The sequence below is a fragment of the Streptomyces sp. NPDC046335 genome (assembly GCF_055587985.1).
This window is the reverse complement of record NZ_JBVJFF010000022.1, coordinates 47,789-65,088: the sequence shown is the minus strand read 5'-3', so window position 1 is coordinate 65,088 and position 17,300 is coordinate 47,789. Positions and strand designations below refer to the sequence as shown.

Below are 17,300 nucleotides of genomic sequence, written 5' to 3'. Positions count from 1 at the left end.
GGCTCAGGGGTGCCGCATCGAGGTTTCCGCGACCGCTCAGGGCGCCTCGGCCCACGTGCTCATCGACGCCTCCAGGGTCCAGATGCGGACCTGAGCCTGCACCTTGGAGGCGTACAGGTCGCGCTCGGCGACGATGCTCAGGTCGCCCGCGCCGAGTACCTGTCCCTCCGCGTGCTGCGGGAGCGTCATGCCCGTGCTGCCGCCGTCGCAGAGGGAAATGAGGAACGTGGCGTCCCAGGTGCGTTCGTGGAGCCGCCACGGTGCCCGGCCCTCCGCGGTCTGCCGCAGGGCGTTCATGAACCGTTCCGCGCACTGACGGCGCGCATGGCCGTGCTTGACCTGGAACACGTGGTTGCCGGTCTCGATGACGGTCGCGGTCGGCAGGATGAAGTGCACCCCCGCTCGAATCCGGCTGTCCATTTCGTCCAGCACCTCGGCCCTGTGGTCGTTCATGAAGGGCACGTCCAGGATCTCCACGAGCACGGACGTGTCGAGGAAGTCGACGACCGGGAGCCTGAGCCCCGCCTGACGCTGCTTGCTCACAGGCTCCTCAAAAAGTCCTCGACGCCGGTCACTTCGTCACCGCGCGGCCGCATCGCCTCGGGGAGGCGGTCCTTGGTCACCGCGTCGCCGAGATCCCCGGCCGCGAGCAGTTCCACGTACCCGGGCAGCTCGGTCAGCCGCGTCAGGCCGCTCTCGCCCGTCTTCGGGTCCCGGGAGCAGACGACCACTCCGGAGTGGTCCTGTGCCGTGAGGGAGTTGAGCAGGGCAGGGCTGTGGGTCGTGAACAGGACGTCGATCCTGCGTCGCTGCGACTCGTCCTTCATGAGCTGGAGGACCCTGGCAGCCTGAGTGGGGTAGAGCCCGTTCTCGATCTCTTCGATGACCAGGTGGCGCTGGGCGTCCGAGCCGTGGTCGCCGCGGTCGGCGGTGGGCGCGCTGAGCAGTGCCGTACCGAAGGCGAGGAAGCGGAGCATGCCGTCGCTGAGCAGCCGGGCGGGTACGTCGTGCACCGTTCCGTGGAGCGGCTCCTCGCGCAGTACCAGCTGGACGTCTCCCAGAGGTGTCTCAGCGCTGGTCACGCCCCTCACCGGGAATTCGGGCATGCCCGCGATGAGGTCCGTGAGGCGTTCGAAGGCGGCCGGGTCCGTCCGGCCGAGGCCCGCCACCGCGGCGCTCAGGTTCTCGGCGTTGCGGCGCAGCTCCGAGTCGCGGACGTTGACGTACTGCCGCATCAGGTGGGGAACCGGGTCGAGCAGGAACACCTCGCGCAGCACGGCGAGTACGTCGCTCGCCGCCCGGTGCACCAGACGGCTGGCCTCGCTCGTGAGCGGGACACGGACCGGCACCTGGCTGGTCAGCAGTCTGTCCGTGGTGAAGTCGGTGCTGGGGTCCGTGCCGCGCCCGCCGTTGAAGTAACGCGCCCGGATGTCCCCCTTGACCGGGCCGCCGCTGGTCAGGAGGGACCGGCCGGCGGTCAGGCGGCGCCCTCCGTAACGCACACCCTCCGCCGCGGTCAGGCGCTCACTGAGGATGCGTACGTCGGGAAAGACCCCGATCTCCACGTCGAGATCGAACGCCGCCTCACCGGACCTGACCCGGCAGCCCACAGTGAAGCTGTCCCGGCCCAAGGGAGCACATCCCGCCGCGCCGCCGCGGATCTGCTCCTCACCCACACGCGTACTGTCCAGCGCTTCGCGCAGGGGCTCGCCCGTGGCCAGCCGGGATAGCACCACCAGCGCGTCCAGGGCATTGGACTTGCCGCTGCCGTTGCGGCCGATCAGTACGGTGAGGTCGTTCAGGGGCAGTCGCTGCTCGGTGAAGCTCTTGAAGGAGGTCAGGCGTACCTCCTCCAGGCGTGGAGTCTCCACCGGGCACCTCTCTCGTTCTTCTCGCCGGTCACCGGTCCCACGGGCTTGCCGTTCCGCTCAGCTAACCAGGACCTTCCGAGGCCGTCCAACAGGGCACTGCCATGTCAGTCCTCCGTGTTCTCGCGGCGAGAGGTGGAGGTCGGAGTCACCCCCCGTGGCCGGGGGCCCGCGACGTCAGACCTGCGGCACGATCGCGTCCCGTAGTGGTGTCTTCGCGCGGACCGTGTACTCCTGGATCGCCCAGCCGTTGCCGTCCGGGTCGTTGAAGTACATGAAGGTGCCGCCGTCCTGCGGGGCGTGCTGGACCGGCTCCGAGATGTCCAGGCCGCGCGCGGTGAGCTCGGCGTGGGCAGCCGTGGCGTCGGCGACGCAGAGCTGGAGGCCCTGGTAGGAGCCGGCGGGCGGCTTCGGTCCGCTCATGGTTTCCCAGAGCGAGTCTCCGGCCAGCGCGATGGAGCAGCCCGACCCCGGCGGGGTGAGCTGGACGATGCGCATGCCGGGCATGACCTCCGCGTCGATGTCGACGTGGAAGCCCAGCTTGTCGCGGTAGAACTCCAGGGACCGGTCGACGTCGCTCACCGGCAGGGGGATCACTTCGAGTGTGTATTCCATGAGGCGGAGTACATCAGGGAGTTGGGGGCCTGTCAGCGACCGCGTCACGGCGATTTCGGCGCGTCGAAGCGGAGCGAAACCCTCCCGCGCCCGCGGGCGGAGCCCCCCTCCCGCGCAAGGGGCGGAGCACCCTCCCGTGCCAGGGCGGAGCCACCCTCCGCGCCGGGTATCGAACCCTCCCACACCGCGGCGCGGGCGGAACGCTCCCACGCCGGAGGCGACAGCGCGCCCGCCACTCGGGCGGAATCCCGTGGTGAGGCCGTAGGCTCGGGGCCGGAGTGATCGAACGGAGGCTCGGCATGTCGCTGCCGCGGGAAGGGGAGGGCGCGAAGCGCCCGCTGCAAGGAGGATGGCGGGGGACCGGCGGGCGCCGGAGCAGCACGTTCACGCGGCTGCTGCGCCACGGCTTCACCGACCCCTCCGCGGCGGAGCGGTTCCTGGAGGCGCCCGGCCTGAGCGCCGTCCGCTCGGACCCGCTGCTCCTGGACGCCCTGGGCGCCACCGCCGACCCCGACCTGGCGCTGCTCGGCCTCGTACGCCTGGTGGAGGCACAGGAGGACGAGCAGGGCAGACGCGAGCTGCTCGGCACCCTCGTCACCGCCAAGCCGCTGCGGGACCGGCTGCTCGGCGTCCTCGGCGCCTCCGAGGCCCTCGCCGACCACCTGGCGCGCCACCCCCGCGACTGGCGGGCCCTGGCCATGTACGAGTTCGCCGACCTCCACCCGGGAGTGGAGGAGTTCGAGCGGGGCCTCGCCGAAGCCACCGACCCCGAGTCGCTGCGCGTCGCCTACCGGCGCTGCCTCCTCGCCATCGCGGCCCGCGACGTCTGCGGCACCACGGACGTCGCCGAGGCCGCGGCCGAGCTCGCCGACCTCGCCACGGCGACCCTGCGCGCGGCGCTCGCCATGGCCCGTGACGCGGCCCCCGAAGACGCCGCGCAGTGCCGGCTCGCGGTCATCGCGATGGGCAAGTGCGGAGGCCACGAACTCAACTACGTCTCCGACGTCGACGTCATCTTCGTCGGCGAGGCGGTCGGCGACACCGACGAGGACAAGGCGCTGCGCGCCGCGACACGCCTGGCCTCGCACATGATGCGGATCTGCTCCGAGACCAACGTCGAGGGCACCATCTGGCCCGTCGACGCCAACCTCCGCCCCGAGGGCAGGAACGGCCCCCTGGTGCGGACCCTCAGCAGCCACCTCGCGTACTACCAGCGCTGGGCGAAGACCTGGGAGTTCCAGGCGCTGCTCAAGGCCCGTCCCGTCGCGGGCGACCTGGCGCTCGGCAAGGAGTACGTGGAGACGCTCGCCCCCCTGGTCTGGCACGCCGCCGAGCGCGAGAACTTCGTGGCCGACGTGCAGAAGATGCGTCGCAGGGTCGTCGAGAACATCCCGGCGGGGGTGGTCGACCGGGAGCTGAAGCTCGGCCCCGGCGGGCTGCGGGACGTCGAGTTCGCCGTACAGATGCTCCAGTTGGTGCACGGCCGCGGCGACGCCTCGATCCGCGGCGGGTCGACGCTGGCGGCCCTCCAGGCGCTCGGCGCGGGCGGCTACGTGGGGCGGGTGGACGCGGCGCAGCTCGACGACGCGTACCGCTTCCTGCGCTCGCTCGAACACCGCATCCAGCTCTACAAGCTGCGCCGCACCCACCTGGTGCCCGAGGACGACGCCGACCTGCGGCGCATCGGCCGCTCCCTCGGCATGCGCACCGAGCCGATCACCGAGCTGCACCGGGCGTGGCGCCGGCACACCTCCATGGTGCGCCGCCTGCACGAGAAGCTGTTCTACCGTCCGCTGCTCGACGCCGTCGCCCAGCTCGCCCCCGGCGAGACGAGGCTGAGCACGGAGGCGGCCCGTGAGCGCCTCGTCGCGCTCGGCTACGCGGACCCCAGCGGGGCCCTGCGCCACCTGGAGGCGCTCGCCTCCGGCGTCTCCCGCAAGGCGGCCATCCAGCGCACGCTGCTGCCGGTCCTGCTCGGCTGGTTCGCGGACTCCGCCGACCCGGACGCGGGCCTGCTGAACTTCCGCAAGGTCTCCGACGCCCTCGGCAAGACCCCGTGGTACCTGCGGCTGCTCAGGGACGAGGGGGCCGCGGCGGAGAACCTCGCCCGGGTCCTCTCCGCCGGCCGCCTCGCCCCCGACCTGCTCCTGCGTGCCCCCGAGGCGGTCGCCCTCCTCGGCGACCGGCGCGGCCCCGAGCCGCGTGGCCGCGCCGCCCTCGAACAGGAGATCCTCGCCGCGGTGCGCCGCGCGGACGGCGCCGAGCAGGCGGTCACGGCGGCGCGCGGCGTGCGCCGCCGGGAGCTGTTCCGTACCGCCGCGGGTGACCTCATCGGTTCGTACGGGACGGAGGACCGCCCCGCCGAGGAGGACCCGGGCACGCTGGTCGACCGCGTGGGCGACGCGATCTCCGATCTGACCGCCGCCACCCTCGCCGGTACGCTGCGCGCGATCGTCCGCGAGGGCTGGGGCGACACGCTGCCGACCCGCTTCGCCGTCATCGGCATGGGCCGCTTCGGCGGCCACGAGATGGGCTACGGCTCGGACGCGGACGTCATGTTCGTCCACGAGCCGTGCGAGGGCGCCGACGAGCAGGAGGCCGCCAAGGCCGCCGCGAAGGTGGTCGCGGAGATGCGCAGACTGCTCCAGATCCCCTCCGCCGACCCCCCGCTCCAGATCGACGCGGACCTGCGCCCGGAGGGCCGCAGCGGCCCCCTGGTCCGCACGTTGAAGTCCTACGCGGCCTACTACCGCCGCTGGTCGCTCGGCTGGGAGGCGCAGGCGCTGCTGCGGGCCGAACCGGTCGCGGGCGACGAGGAACTGGGCCGCGCCTTCATCGCCCTCGCCGACCCGCTGCGCTACCCCGCGCAGGGCCTCACCGACGACGCGGTCCGCGAGATCCGCCGCCTGAAGGCCCGCATGGAGGCCGAGCGGATGCCACGCGGCACCGACCCCACGCTCAACGCCAAGCTGGGCCGGGGCGGCCTCTCCGACATCGAGTGGACGGTCCAGCTGACGCAACTGGAACACGGCCACGCCGTGCCGTCCCTGCGCACGACCCGCACCCGCGACGCCCTCGCCGCGGCCCTCGCGGCGGATCTGATCCCCGCCCAGGACGCGGCGACCCTCGACGAGGCCTGGGTCCTCGCCTCCCGCGTCCGTAACGCGGTGATGCTCGTACGCGGCAGAGCGGGCGACACATTCCCCTCCGACGGCCGCGAACTGGCCGCCGTGGCCCGCTACTTGGGCTACGACGCGGGCCACGTGGGCGACATGCTGGACGACTACCGCCGCATCACACGCCGGGCACGGGGAGTGATGGAGGAGCGCTTCTACGGAGGATAAGCCACCACACCCCCGCCCTCACAGAAACCGCAACGCCCGCAGCGCCGACCGCGTCTCGTCCAGCCAGAGGCGGTAGGACGGCACTCGGGCCAGGACGTCGAGATCCGTACGCCGGACGAGCAGTGACGCACAGTCCTCCGACAGGATCTCGTGTGCCTCGTCGCCGAGGAGCGCCCGCCACACCTCTTTGGGCCCGAGGGGACGTCTCCCGTTCCCGAGTGGGACGCGTCGCTCCACGTCGGACGGGTTGCGGTAGGGGTATCCGGTCAACTCGGCGCCCGTGGCGACGGACTGGAGTGCGCTCCGGTCGGCGAGCATCCACGCCTCCGTCATCAGGACGGGCACGAGCCGAACGGGCACCGCCGCACGCCCTGCCCGCGCGCGGCGCTCCTCCAGGTGGCGCACCAGCTTCTCCGCCTTGTCCCTGGCGTCGTCGTCGCCGTGCACGAAGAGCAGATGGCAGTCCTGTGCGAGCTCCCACGCGTCGTCGAGGACCGCCGCGGACTGCGCCCCGGTGGTACGGACGCCGAAGGGCACCTCGCAGTCGAGCACCAGCGCGGCCTGCCGTCCCTCCGTCAGGATCAGCTCGTCGAGCTGCCGCTTGATGAGGTGCTTCAGATAGGGCGCGTCGCTGTTGCCCTCGACCAGCAGGCCGGACTTCAGGGGACGGTATTTCACGCGGCTCCCTGCCCCAGACGTCGCAACAGGCGGTCCACCTGTGCGGGGGACACCGACTGGCCCGGCTCACTGTCCGCGGTCCGCTCCAGCAGCGGGCGTGCCACCGTCGTACGGGAGATGGTGCCCGCCTCCGGGTCGACGCGGTCGGCCGGTTCGAGGAAGACGAGGCTGCCGGACAGGTCGTCGCGGAGCGCGGCGAGCAGGGCGGGGGAATGGGTGGTGGCGATGAGCTGGCCGTAGGGGCCTTCCGGGTGCTCCGGGTCCACGCCGGTGCCGCGCCGCAGCCGCCGTACGAGATCCGCGACCCGCTCCGGATACATGCCGTTCTCGATCTCCTCGACGCACAGCACGTCCCCGCGGTCAGGGGCGGAAGAGGCGGCCAGCAGGCCGAGCGTGCGCAGGGTGCCGTCCGACAGCAGGGGAGGTGTGCACCATCCGGTGTGGCTGAAGGCGACCTCGAAGTCGACTTCCTGGCGGCGCTCGTCGTAGATGGTGCGTACGTCGTCCACGCCCTCGACGAGGGCCGCCAGATCGGCGACGAGGCGCCGCCAGGCCCCGGGCTCACGCTGGGCGATCTGGTCGAGGACGGCGGCCAGCTCCGACCCGTCGGTCCCCAGGACGGCCTTGCCGAGGGACTGGGCAGGGTGCCGCATCGCGGTCGGGTCCAGCGTGAGGGCCTGCCAGGACGCGCACTCCCTGACCGTGAGGCGGCGCAGCTCCGCGCGTCCGGCCTCCGTGCTGCGCTCCAGCTCGTCGAAGGCCCGGGGGGTGAGGTCATCGGCGTCGGGGCCGCCCCAGAGAAGGTCACCGCCGCTGTCGAGCACGGTGCCCGTCGCGACGCCCGTGCGGGCGGTGAACGCCTCGCGGGCCCGCTGTGCCGCCTCGCCGAGACCGCTGGATTCGTCCAGCCGTACGGCACAGGAGTAGTCCAGGGCCCGGCTGCGTCCGCTCGCCGTGTTGGCGCCCTGGACGAGAAGGCTCACTTGGACGGGCAGCGGGCCCGCGGAGGACGGCACGACGGCGCCGACGGAGAGCGTCAGGTGCGAGCCGCGCCTGACGCCGTCCCGTCCCGTCCGGTGGAAGAGCGCGCTGGGCACCAGCCGGGTGTCTTTCGCCACCGTCTGCTCGAAGTCGCCGCGCGCGGCGGCCGCGACCAGCCGCAGCGCGTCGAAGAGGTTCGACTTGCCCGCGCCGTTCGGCCCCAGCATGACCAGCGTCGGCGGTACGTCGAGACTGAAGTCCAGGAACGACTTGAACCCGTCGATCCGAATCTGCGTGATCATGCTCTGCTCCCGGTCCTCGCCTAGGCCTTGGCCGGCAGTAGTGCGGGATCGTTCGCGTCCCGTGCGGCCACCTCGCGTGGCAGTGCGTACGGCATTGAGCCGGACCAGAGCCTTGCCACGGCGAAGCCGAAGGCCAGGCAGATCATGCCGCCCACGGCGTCGAGCCAGAAGTGGTTGGCCGTCGCGACGATGACGACGAGCGTCGTCACGGGGTAGAGCAGGCCGAGGACCTTGACCCACGGCACCGAGGCGAGCGCGAAGATGGTGAGGCCGCACCACAGGGACCAGCCGATGTGCATGGACGGCATCGCCGCGTACTGGTTCGACATGTTCTTCAGGTCGCCCGAGGCCATCGAGCCCCAGGTGTGGTGGACCAGGACGGTGTCGATGAACGTGGAGCCGTTCATGAGGCGGGGCGGCGCCAGCGGGTACAGGTAGTAACCGAGCAGGGCCACCGCCGTCGTCGCGAAGAGGACCAGGCGCGTGGCCGCGTACCGCCCGGGATGTCCGCGGAAGAGCCAGACGAGGACACCGAGCGTGACCACGAAGTGCAGCGTCGCGTAGTAGTAGTTCATGCAGACGATCAACCATGTCACCGAGTCCACGGCGTGGTTGACGCCGCGCTCGACGGCGATCCCCAGGTGCTGCTCGACGCTCCACAGCCAGTCCGCGTTCCGCAGCGCCTGCGCCTTCTGCTCGGGCACGGCGTTGCGGATCAGTGAGTACGTCCAGTAACTCACCGCGATCAGCAGGATCTCGAACCAGAGCCGGGGACGACGAGGGGTCCGCAGCCGGTGGAAACGCCGCGACGGACTCCGCCCATTGCGGTCCTTCTCCTCGCCCGCGATGGGTGATGAGGTGGGGCTCTGTCGGCCCTCAAGTGTCGTCACGGTCGTCTCACCCATAGGCACAGAGTCTGCCAGATCCCCGTTCCTCGACCGATCATCCCCTGGTCGGGTTCGGCCCGCATTCTCTACACCCCGAGGACGACCCCGCACCCCTGATAATCCCTAGGGGCGCTTGGGCGCCGAGGCGGTTGAACCGCGAACCACCAGCTCCGGCATGAAGACGAATTCGCTGTGCGGGGCGGGTGTGCCGCCGATCTCCTCCAGGAGCGTGCGCACCGCCGCCTGGCCCATGGCCGGAACCGGCTTGCGCACCGTGGTCAGGGGCGGGTCGGTGAACGCGATCAGGGGGGAGTCGTCGAAGCCGACCACCGAGACGTCGTCGGGGACCTCCAGGCCACGCTGGCGCGCCGTCCGTATCGCGCCGAGCGCCATCATGTCGCTGGCGCAGACGATCGCCGTGCAGCCGCGGTCCAACAGCGCGTCGGCGGCGGCCTGACCGCCCTCCAGGGTGTAGAGGGAGTGCTGCACGAGGTCGGTCCCGATCTCGTCGGGGGAGAGGCCGAGGCGGTCCTGCATCGTACGTACGAAACCCTCGATCTTCCGCTGTACGGGCACGAACCGCTTCGGTCCCAGGGCGAGTCCGACGCGCTCGTGGCCGAGGGAGACCAGGTGCGTGACGGCGAGGCGCATCGCCGCGCGGTCGTCCGGCGAGATGAACGGCGCCCGCACATGGGGCGAGAAGCCGTCCACGAGCACGAAGGGCACGCCCTGTGCCCGGAGCTGTTCGTAGCGTTGCGTGTCGGCGGTGGTGTCCGCGTGCAGGCCCGAGACGAAGATGATCCCGGAGACCCCGCGGTCCACCAGCATCTCGGTCAGCTCGTCCTCGGTGGAGCCGCCCGGGGTCTGGGTGGCGAGCACCGGCGTATACCCCTGCCGGGTGAGGGCCTGTCCGATGACCTGGGCGAGCGCGGGGAAGATCGGGTTCTCCAGCTCGGGCGTGATCAGCCCGACCAGGCCCGCGCTCCGCTGCCGCAGCCGCACCGGGCGTTCGTACCCGAGCACGTCGAGGGCGGCGAGCACTGACTGACGGGTGGCCGCCGCGACGCCCGGCTTGCCGTTGAGCACGCGGCTTACTGTCGCTTCGCTGACCCCCGCCTGGGCTGCGATGTCGGCTAGCCGTGCGGTCACGGGATTGGACTGTACCGGTCGCGCCTCAGATCGCCCACCAGACGGCGGAATCCGCCGGAAGAACGGTCTCGTCCGGGCCCGCTTCGAGAGCCGGGCCCGCTTCGAGAGCCGTGCCCGGTTCGAGAGCCGTGCCCGGTCCGAAGTTCGTGCCGTCGAGCAGCACCGTGCCCGGGGTGGGCAGCGCGACGGGGGACGCGGTGAGGTTCACCGTGCAGACGAACGAACCGGCCGCGGAGGTGCGGCGGAAGGCGAGCACGCCCTCGGGGGAGGGCAGCCACTCGATGCCGCGGCCCGCGCCGAGCGCCGGGTGCGCACGCCGGACGGCCAGCGCCGCGCGGTAGAACTCCAGGGTCGACGTCGGGTCACCGGTCTGCGCGGCCACCGACAGGCCCCGCCAGGACTGCGGCTGCGGCAGCCAGCTCGGGCCGCCGTCGGCCGGGCCGAAGCCGAACGGCGGGCGCTCGCCGGACCAGGGCAGCGGCACCCGGCAGCCGTCCCGCGTGCCCCCCTGCCCGGCGGTACGGAAGAACGCCGGGTCCTGGCGCACCTCGTCGGGCAGCTCGGTCACCTCGGGCAGACCCAGCTCCTCGCCCTGGTAGATGTACGCGGAGCCGGGCAGCGCCAGCATCAGCATCGTGGCGGCCCTCGCCCGGCGCAGACCGCGGGCCGGATCGCCGCCCCCGAAGCGCGTCGAGTGACGTACGACGTCGTGGTTGGAGAGCACCCAGGTGGCGGGCGCGCCCACGGAGTTCATCGCGGCGAGGGAGCGGTCGACGACGGCGCGCAGGGCCGCGGCGTCCCAGCCGGTGGTCAGGTACTCGAAGTTGAAGGCCTGGTGCAGCTCGTCGGGGCGCAGGTACAGGGCGCTGCGCTCCACCGTGGGCGTCCACGCCTCCGCCACGGCGATGCGCTCGGAGCCCTCCTCGCCCGTGTACTCGTCGAGGATGCGGCGCCAGTCGCGGTAGACGGCGTGCACGCCGTCCTGGTCGAAGTACGGCACGGACTGGCTGCCGAGCAGCTCGACCTGTTCCGCGTGGCCGATGTCGGGCAGCCCGGCCGCCTTCACCAGGCCGTGCGCCACGTCGATGCGGAAGCCGTCGACGCCCTTGTCCAGCCAGAACCGCAGGATGGAGCGGAACTCGTCGTGGACGGCGGGGTGGTCCCAGTTGAAGTCGGGCTGCTCGGGGGCGAAGAGGTGGAGGTACCACGCGCCGTCCTCCACCCGGGTCCAGGCGGGCCCGCCGAAGACGGACTCCCAGTCGTTGGGCGGCAGTTCGCCGTCCGTGCCCTTGCCGGGGCGGAAGTGGAAGCGGTCCCGCAGCGGCGACCCGGGGCCTTCGCGCAGCGCCTGCTTGAACCATTCGTGCTGGTCGGAGCAGTGGTTGGGCACCAGGTCGAAGATGACGCGCAGACCCAGGGAGTGCGCCTCGCGCAGGAGGGCCTCGGTGTCGGCGAGGGTGCCGAACACCGGGTCGACGGCACGGTAGTCCGCCACGTCGTATCCGGCGTCGGCCTGCGGCGAGGCGTAGAAGGGGGAGAGCCAGACGGCGTCCACGCCCAGGTCGCTCAGGTGGTGCAGGCGGGCCGTGACGCCGGGCAGATCGCCCATGCCGTCACCGTCGCCGTCGGCGAAGCTGCGCGGATAGACCTGGTAGATGACCGCGTCCCGCCACCACTCGCGGGTGGGCGCGGAGTCGGTGAAGGAGTGCGCGGCGGTGACGTGCTGGGTCATGGAGCCCCTCGGGAGTGCGGTGGTGCCGCCGGCCGGCGGTCCGGACACTCCAGTGAACGCCCGGCGTCACGCGAAGGTCACGAGGGCCCGCCGCCCCGGCCGCGCGGAACGGCCGCCGGCGCCGAGGCCGCAGCGCGGTGCGCGGGAGCGCCGGGCCGTGCCGGCCGTCCGCCGCGGGCGGCCACGGGAAGCACGGGTTGCGGCAGGCGGAAGAGGGGGGGTGGAGATCCTATCGCCGAGGTCACGCGGACCGGGACGAGTTGCGGGATCTTCACCGTTCCCGGTCGGACCAGGGCCGTCTGCCCCCGGGAGCCGCCGCCGTCGCGCTAGCTTGGTCGGGCAGGCTCGCCGGGAGCCTGCCCCGACCTGCCCCAAAGGGGCCTTGTGAACGCCAACGGCAAGGCAGACACCACTGTCCTGGTGGTCGACGACGTCGCCGCCAGTCGATACGCGCTGGGCGCGGTCCTGCGCAGGGACGGCCACGACGTCGTGCTCGTCGCCAGCGCGGGCGAGGCGCTCGTCGAACTCGACGTGCGCCGGCGCGCCGGCGCCCTGCCCGACGTGGCGCTCGTCGACGTGGGCCTGCCCGACATGAGCGGCTTCGACCTCTGCCGCCGCCTGAAGGAGTCCCCGCCGACCGCCGCCCTGCCCGTCGTGCACTTCTCGGCCGCCAGGGTCGCCCCCGCCGACCGGTGCCTCGGCCTCGACGCGGGCGGCGAGGCCTATCTGACGGTGCCCGCCGAGCCGGAGGAGATCCAGGCCGTGGTCCGGGCCGTCGCTCGCGGGGCCCGGCACCGCAGTGACGCCGAGGCCGAGGCGGGGCACCTGACGCTCCTCGCCGAGACCATCTTCGACGTGCAGTCGGCCCGCTCCCCGAGCGAGCTCGCCCACGCGGCGGCCGTCGGCACAGGACGGCTCACCGGCAGCCCCGCCGTGGCGTTCATCGTCGCTGACGACGGCGCCGTCCACCGGGGTCTGTCCCGCCGCAGGGCGGCCGCCTCACTGCCCGACGACGGTGCGCACGACGCCGTGGCACGCCTGATCCTGCGCACCATGTCGGGGCGCGTGGGCGTCCGCAGCACCGTCGTGCCCGCCCCGCTCTGGCCGCCCGGCTTCTTCCCGGCACCGCCGCCCGACAGCACCGACCGTGCCGACAGCACCGACCGCGCCGACGGCGCCCGGCTCACCGTGGCCCGCAGCCGCGAGGGCTGCGCGCCGGTGTGCCTCGCCGTCGCCTCGTACGCGCCCTCGTACGCGTCCGCCGGCGAGCCGGGGGCCGACCGGCTCGTGGGGCGGCTCGCCCACGCCACCGCCCTCGCCGCCGAACGGCTGCTCATGTACGAGATGGAACGGCACATCGCCCTCACCCTCCAGCGCAGCTTCCTGCCCACGCACGTGCCGCAGGCCCCCGGCACGGAAGTCGTCGTGCGGTACGAACCGGCGTCCAGCGACACCGAGATCGGCGGCGACTTCTACGCCGCGCTGCCCACGTCGGCGGGAGTGCTCACCGCCATCGGCGACGTGGTCGGCCACTCCCTGGAGGCGGCCACCGTCATGGTGGAGATACGGCACGCGCTGCGCGCCTACTGCGTCGACGAGTCCGATCCGCGGACCCTCGCGTACCGCCTCGACAAGATGCTCCAGCGCTACCACCCCGACGCCACGACCACCCTCTGCCTGGCGCTCGTCGACCCCGCCACCGGACGCACCCAGGTCGCCAACGCCGGGCACATCCCGCCGCTCGTCGTCGACGACGCGGGCACCGCCCTGTTCCTCAAGGCCAACGGCCCGCTGCTCGGCCTCGGCCTGGACCGGCCGCCGCCCACCGAGACGGTGCTGCGTCCCACCGACCGGCTCCTCATGGTCACCGACGGTCTCATCGAGACCCGCGGCACCGACCTCGCCGTGTCCATGGAGCATCTGCGCGCCGTCGCGGCCGACGCGCCCCTCGGCGTCGCCGCCCTCTGCGACACCCTGCTCGCCTGCTTCGCCCACGACAGCGACGACGACATCGCCCTGCTCGCCCTGCGCCTGACGGGCGGCACCTCCTAACCGAGCGGTTTCTCCAGCAACAGCACGCCGTACGTGCTGCCGTCGGCGGCGACCTTGCCCGGCAGTTCCCCGACGACCGCGTACCCGGCCGCCTCGTAGTACGTCCGCAGGCGGGGGCTGGACGTGACGCAGTCGAGGCGGCACAGCGTGCGCCCCGCCTCGGCGATCCGCCGCTCGGCCGCCGCCAGCATCGTCCGGCCCGTCCCCGGGCGCGCCCCGCGCCGCACCATCAGGCGGTGCACATAGCCCGCCACGGGCGGCTGGGGCCCCCACGCCGCCTCGTCGTCCCACCACACCTCGTACGCGCCACTGGCCTCGCCGCCTTCGAGGGCCAGCCACACCTCCTCGGTGCCGGAGGAGATCAGCCGCCGGAAGTGCCGCTCGTCCTTGTCGCCCGGCTTCCACTGTTCGATGCCGCGCTCCAGCATCCAGCGGGCCGCGCCGTCGTAGAGACCGGTGAGGGTGGCCGTGTCGCTCTCGTCCGCACTGCGGAACGTCAGTTGCGCCGTCATGGCGATCACCGTAAAGGTGTGCGAAACATCGGAACGATGAGGGATGGCCATGCCGCAGATCACCGTCGACTACTCCGGCCGGCTCGGCGACGACTTCGACCGCAGGGGCTTCGCGCTCGCCCTGCACCCGCTGCTCGTCGACGTCGCGGGTGCCAGGGCGGAGGCCTGCAAGACCCGCTTCGTGCGGACCGAGGACGGCGTGGTCGGCCACGGCGCGGGGGACGACGGCATCGTCCACGTCATGGTGGCGCTGCTGCCGGGCCGTTCGGACGAGACCAAGGCGCGGGTCACCCAGGGCGCGCTGGATCTCGTACGGCAGTACGTGAAGCCCGCCGAAGGCCGCACCCTGCACGCCTCGGCGGAGATCCGCGACCTGGACGCCTCCTACCGGAAGTAGGGGTCTACGGCGCCAGCGCGGCCAGGCGGCCGATCAGGTCGGCGAACGGGCCGTCGCCGGGCTCCTTGGCCAGGATGGTGCGGAGCAGCCCCGCCATCTCCTCGTCGTACGCGGCGCTGACCGCGGCGAGGGCGGCGAAGTCGTGCACGAGCTGGAGTTCCAGCTCCGCGCGCGGGATGCGGCGCCCCTCCAGCCAGATCAGCGCCGTGGACTCGGCGAGCGAGATCCAGGACCGCACGACGAGTTCGAGCCTGGCGGGCGGGTCGGTTACCTCAAGGTGCGTGAGGATCTGGACGTACGCGGCCTGCCGCACGGAGTCGATCAGGGCGTTCGTCGTCGAGGAGCCGACGGCCGGGCCGCCCCGCATCAGCGCGGAGAAGCCGGGCCCGTGCTCGTCGACGAAGGACAGGTAGCGGCCCGTCACCCGCCGCAGCCGCGCCCCGAGCGGCCCCTCGTGCGGCTCCACGAACCGCTCGGCCAGGTCGTCGGCCGCCCGGCGCAAGGCCGCTTCGTAGAGGCTGAGTTTGCCGGGGAAGTAGTGGTAGACCAGCGGCCGCGAGATGCCCGCGGCCGACGCTATCTCGTCGATGGAGACGTCGTCGGGCGAGCGGTGGCTGAAGAGGTCGAGCGCGACCCCGATCAACTGCTGCCGCCGCTCCTCGACACCCATCCTGCGGCGCACCCCGGTAGTCATACGAACACCTTACCGAGCGAAACAAGCCTTTCCGCCGGGCCGGTCCGGCAGGGTGTTCACAGGTCGAGCACGAGCCGCTCACCCCGTGCGCGCGAGACGCAGATGAGCATCGAACCCGACCGCTCGGCGTCGGTGAGCAGCTCGTCGCGGTGGTCCGTCTCTCCCTCAAGGACCCGCTGTTGGCACGTTCCGCAGAAGCCCTGCCCGCAGGAGTACGGGGTGTCCGGCAGCTCCGCGCGGACCGCCGCGAGCACCGTGCTGTCCGCGGCCACGGTCACCGTGCGCCCGCTGCGGCGCAGTTCGACCTCGAAGGCGTGGTCGCCCCCGGCCGCGGCACGCGGCGAGAACCGCTCCAGGTGCAGCGAACACCCCTCGGGCACGGCGGCGCCGACCGCGTCCATCAGGGCCTCGGGCCCGCAGACGTGGACGGCGGTGCCCTCGGGGGTGCCGGTCAGGAAGGCGGCGAGATCCGGCCGCCCGTCCTCGTCCTCGGCGACGACCGTGACCCGTCCCGCCGGACCGCCGAGCTTCTCGACCTCCGCCAGGAACGGCATCGAGGCCCGCGAACGCCCTCCGTACAGCAGCCGCCAGTCGGCCCCCGCCGCCTCCACGGCCCGCAGCATCGGCAGGACCGGCGTGATCCCGATGCCCCCGGCGACGAAGACGTACGAGGGCGCGTCGGCGAGCGGGAAGCGGTTGCGCGGCCCCCGCACCTCCACCTCCACGCCCTCGCGCAGCCGCTCGTGCACCTCGCGCGAGCCGCCCCTGCCGCCCTGCCCGGCCTCGATGAGGCGGATCGCGACGGTGTACGAGGTGGAGTCGGCCGGGTCTCCGCAGAGCGAGTACTGCCGAACGAGCCCCGAGGGCAGGACGAGGTCCAGGTGGGCGCCCGGCTCCCACGGCGGAAGCCCCTCGCCCGTCAGGCGCAGCCGGATGACACCCTCGGCCGCCTTCTCGTGCCGTGCCACCCGCAGCCGCAGCGCCCGGGAGCGCGGCCGCCCCGACACGGGCTCCTCCAGGGCGGGCAGCGGCCAGAGCGGCGAGGCCGCGATGCGGCGCCGCACGGCCCGCCGCGCGAGCAGGGCGACGCCCGCGGTCAGGGCGAGGGTGGAAACGCGCGGCATGTCAGACGGCTCCGTTCGGCTGTGCGCCCGCGGCGGCCTTCTCGGCGGCGGTGGCGGCGGGCGACGCGGCGAGATAGGCCACGGCCTGCTCGGTGCTGCCGTCCCGGGAGGGGTGGTAATCGCGGCTCAGATAGCGGGGGATGGAGCGGAGCATGGCGCCGGTGGAGGGCAGGGTGCCGGCCCGCCCGCTGCGGTGGAAGTCCCTGAAGCCCGCCTTGCCGTCGACGAGCGTGGGGTCGTTCTCCATGAAGAACCGCGCGCCGCGCTGCCAGAGGAAGACCAGGGCGGTGAACGCCGTCGCCCAGGTCCGTGCCCGCCGCCGGTAGCCGCCGTCGACGTGCATGAACAGGTCGAAGGCGACGGAGCGGTGCTCGACCTCCTCGGCGCCGTGCCAGCGCAGCAGGTCCAGCATGGTCGGGTCGGCGCCCCTGCGGTCCAGCTCGTCGGCGTTGAGCACCCAGTCGCCGAGGAAGGCGGTGTAGTGCTCGATGGCGGCGATGATCGCGACGCGCTCCATGAGCCACCACTCGCGCGGCCTGCCCGGCGGCAGCGTGCGGTCGCCGAGCAGCTTCTCGAAGAGCCAGTCGACCTGCGCGGTGTACGGCGTCGGGTCGAGCCCCAGCTCCTTGAGGTGCGGCAGGACCTCGTCGTGTGCCTGAGAGTGCATCGCCTCCTGGCCGATGAATCCGATGACGTCCTCGCGCAGCCGCTCGTCCCGTATGTACGGCAGGACCTGCTTGTAGACGTGCACGAACCAGCGCTCACCGGCGGGCAGCAGCAGGTGCAGGACGTTGATGGTGTGCGTGGCGAACGGGTCGCCCGGCAGCCAGTGCAGCGGGGTGTTCTCCCAGGAGAAGGAGACGTTGCGTGCCTTGAGCGGTATGCGCTCGGACGTGACGGGCCCGGGCACCCGGCCCTGCTTATTAGACATGGCGTCAATGTACTGATGGGTGCGCGGGCGGTAC

The 17,300-nt window shown here is 72.5% G+C and carries 15 protein-coding genes; 3 read left to right on the top strand and 12 right to left on the bottom strand.

From position 1 onward, the window contains the following. Positions 1 to 36 precede the first annotated feature (36 nt). The 3 genes from ACZ6JY_RS38160 to ACZ6JY_RS38150 all read right to left on the bottom strand — a co-directional run bounded on the left by ACZ6JY_RS38160 (position 37) and on the right by ACZ6JY_RS38150 (position 2,483). The gene (locus ACZ6JY_RS38160) at positions 37 to 543 is read right to left on the bottom strand and encodes a hypothetical protein (protein WP_469203755.1); all 507 of its coding nucleotides are present in this window, start codon (positions 541 to 543) and stop codon (positions 37 to 39) included. Further along, positions 540 to 1,871, bottom strand: coding sequence for an AAA family ATPase (locus tag ACZ6JY_RS38155; RefSeq protein WP_469203753.1), 1,332 nt, complete (start codon positions 1,869 to 1,871; stop codon positions 540 to 542). Before ACZ6JY_RS38155 ends, ACZ6JY_RS38160 begins: the two co-directional genes overlap by 4 nt. A gap of 174 nt (positions 1,872 to 2,045) precedes the next feature. After that, positions 2,046 to 2,483 (bottom strand): VOC family protein, encoded by a 438-nt coding sequence (locus ACZ6JY_RS38150; protein ID WP_469203751.1) that lies wholly within the window; start codon positions 2,481 to 2,483, stop codon positions 2,046 to 2,048. A 299-nt stretch (positions 2,484 to 2,782) separates the two neighbouring features. Between ACZ6JY_RS38150 and ACZ6JY_RS38145 the strand changes: the two genes are divergently transcribed. After that, positions 2,783 to 5,827, top strand: a complete 3,045-nt coding sequence (locus ACZ6JY_RS38145) for a bifunctional [glutamine synthetase] adenylyltransferase/[glutamine synthetase]-adenylyl-L-tyrosine phosphorylase (protein ID WP_469203749.1) — start codon at positions 2,783 to 2,785, stop codon at positions 5,825 to 5,827. Between the two features lie 18 nt (positions 5,828 to 5,845). Here ACZ6JY_RS38145 and ACZ6JY_RS38140 read toward each other — a convergent pair whose 3' ends face one another. From ACZ6JY_RS38140 to ACZ6JY_RS38120, 5 genes are all read right to left on the bottom strand, one after another. After that, the gene (locus tag ACZ6JY_RS38140) at positions 5,846 to 6,505 is read right to left on the bottom strand and encodes a hypothetical protein (protein WP_469203747.1); all 660 of its coding nucleotides are present in this window, start codon (positions 6,503 to 6,505) and stop codon (positions 5,846 to 5,848) included. Then, positions 6,502 to 7,788, bottom strand: coding sequence for an AAA family ATPase (locus ACZ6JY_RS38135; RefSeq protein WP_469203745.1), 1,287 nt, complete (start codon positions 7,786 to 7,788; stop codon positions 6,502 to 6,504). The genes ACZ6JY_RS38140 and ACZ6JY_RS38135 overlap by 4 nt, the downstream gene beginning before the upstream one ends. A 20-nt stretch (positions 7,789 to 7,808) precedes the next feature. Then, positions 7,809 to 8,693 (bottom strand): phosphatase PAP2 family protein, encoded by an 885-nt coding sequence (locus ACZ6JY_RS38130; protein WP_469203743.1) that lies wholly within the window; start codon positions 8,691 to 8,693, stop codon positions 7,809 to 7,811. A 105-nt stretch (positions 8,694 to 8,798) separates the two neighbouring features. After that, positions 8,799 to 9,824 (bottom strand): LacI family DNA-binding transcriptional regulator, encoded by a 1,026-nt coding sequence (locus ACZ6JY_RS38125; protein WP_469203741.1) that lies wholly within the window; start codon positions 9,822 to 9,824, stop codon positions 8,799 to 8,801. Positions 9,825 to 9,849: 25 nt separating this feature from the next. Then, complete coding sequence (locus tag ACZ6JY_RS38120) at positions 9,850 to 11,556, bottom strand: glycoside hydrolase family 13 protein (protein WP_469203739.1); 1,707 nt, start codon at positions 11,554 to 11,556, stop codon at positions 9,850 to 9,852. Between the two features lie 384 nt (positions 11,557 to 11,940). On the opposite strand from ACZ6JY_RS38120, the gene ACZ6JY_RS38115 reads away from it, so the two are divergent. Continuing rightward, positions 11,941 to 13,608, top strand: a complete 1,668-nt coding sequence (locus ACZ6JY_RS38115; RefSeq protein ID WP_469203737.1) for a SpoIIE family protein phosphatase — start codon at positions 11,941 to 11,943, stop codon at positions 13,606 to 13,608. Here the strand turns inward: ACZ6JY_RS38115 and ACZ6JY_RS38110 are convergent. Next, on the bottom strand, positions 13,605 to 14,120 hold the full coding sequence (locus tag ACZ6JY_RS38110) for a GNAT family N-acetyltransferase (RefSeq protein WP_469203735.1): 516 nt from the start codon (positions 14,118 to 14,120) through the stop codon (positions 13,605 to 13,607). The two genes, ACZ6JY_RS38115 and ACZ6JY_RS38110, sit on opposite strands and share 4 nt — an antisense overlap. A gap of 49 nt (positions 14,121 to 14,169) precedes the next feature. Here ACZ6JY_RS38110 and ACZ6JY_RS38105 point away from each other — a divergent pair, with 49 nt between their 5' ends. Further along, positions 14,170 to 14,517, top strand: coding sequence for a 5-carboxymethyl-2-hydroxymuconate Delta-isomerase (locus tag ACZ6JY_RS38105; protein ID WP_469203733.1), 348 nt, complete (start codon positions 14,170 to 14,172; stop codon positions 14,515 to 14,517). A 4-nt stretch (positions 14,518 to 14,521) separates the two neighbouring features. Here ACZ6JY_RS38105 and ACZ6JY_RS38100 read toward each other — a convergent pair whose 3' ends face one another. From ACZ6JY_RS38100 to ACZ6JY_RS38090, 3 genes are read right to left on the bottom strand one after another with little or no spacing between them, the layout of a single operon-like run. Next, positions 14,522 to 15,211 (bottom strand): TetR/AcrR family transcriptional regulator, encoded by a 690-nt coding sequence (locus ACZ6JY_RS38100; RefSeq protein ID WP_469203731.1) that lies wholly within the window; start codon positions 15,209 to 15,211, stop codon positions 14,522 to 14,524. A gap of 56 nt (positions 15,212 to 15,267) precedes the next feature. Then, positions 15,268 to 16,335 (bottom strand): PDR/VanB family oxidoreductase, encoded by a 1,068-nt coding sequence (locus tag ACZ6JY_RS38095; RefSeq protein WP_469203729.1) that lies wholly within the window; start codon positions 16,333 to 16,335, stop codon positions 15,268 to 15,270. A 1-nt stretch (position 16,336) separates the two neighbouring features. Then, complete coding sequence (locus ACZ6JY_RS38090) at positions 16,337 to 17,266, bottom strand: metal-dependent hydrolase (RefSeq protein WP_469203727.1); 930 nt, start codon at positions 17,264 to 17,266, stop codon at positions 16,337 to 16,339. Positions 17,267 to 17,300 lie beyond the last annotated feature (34 nt).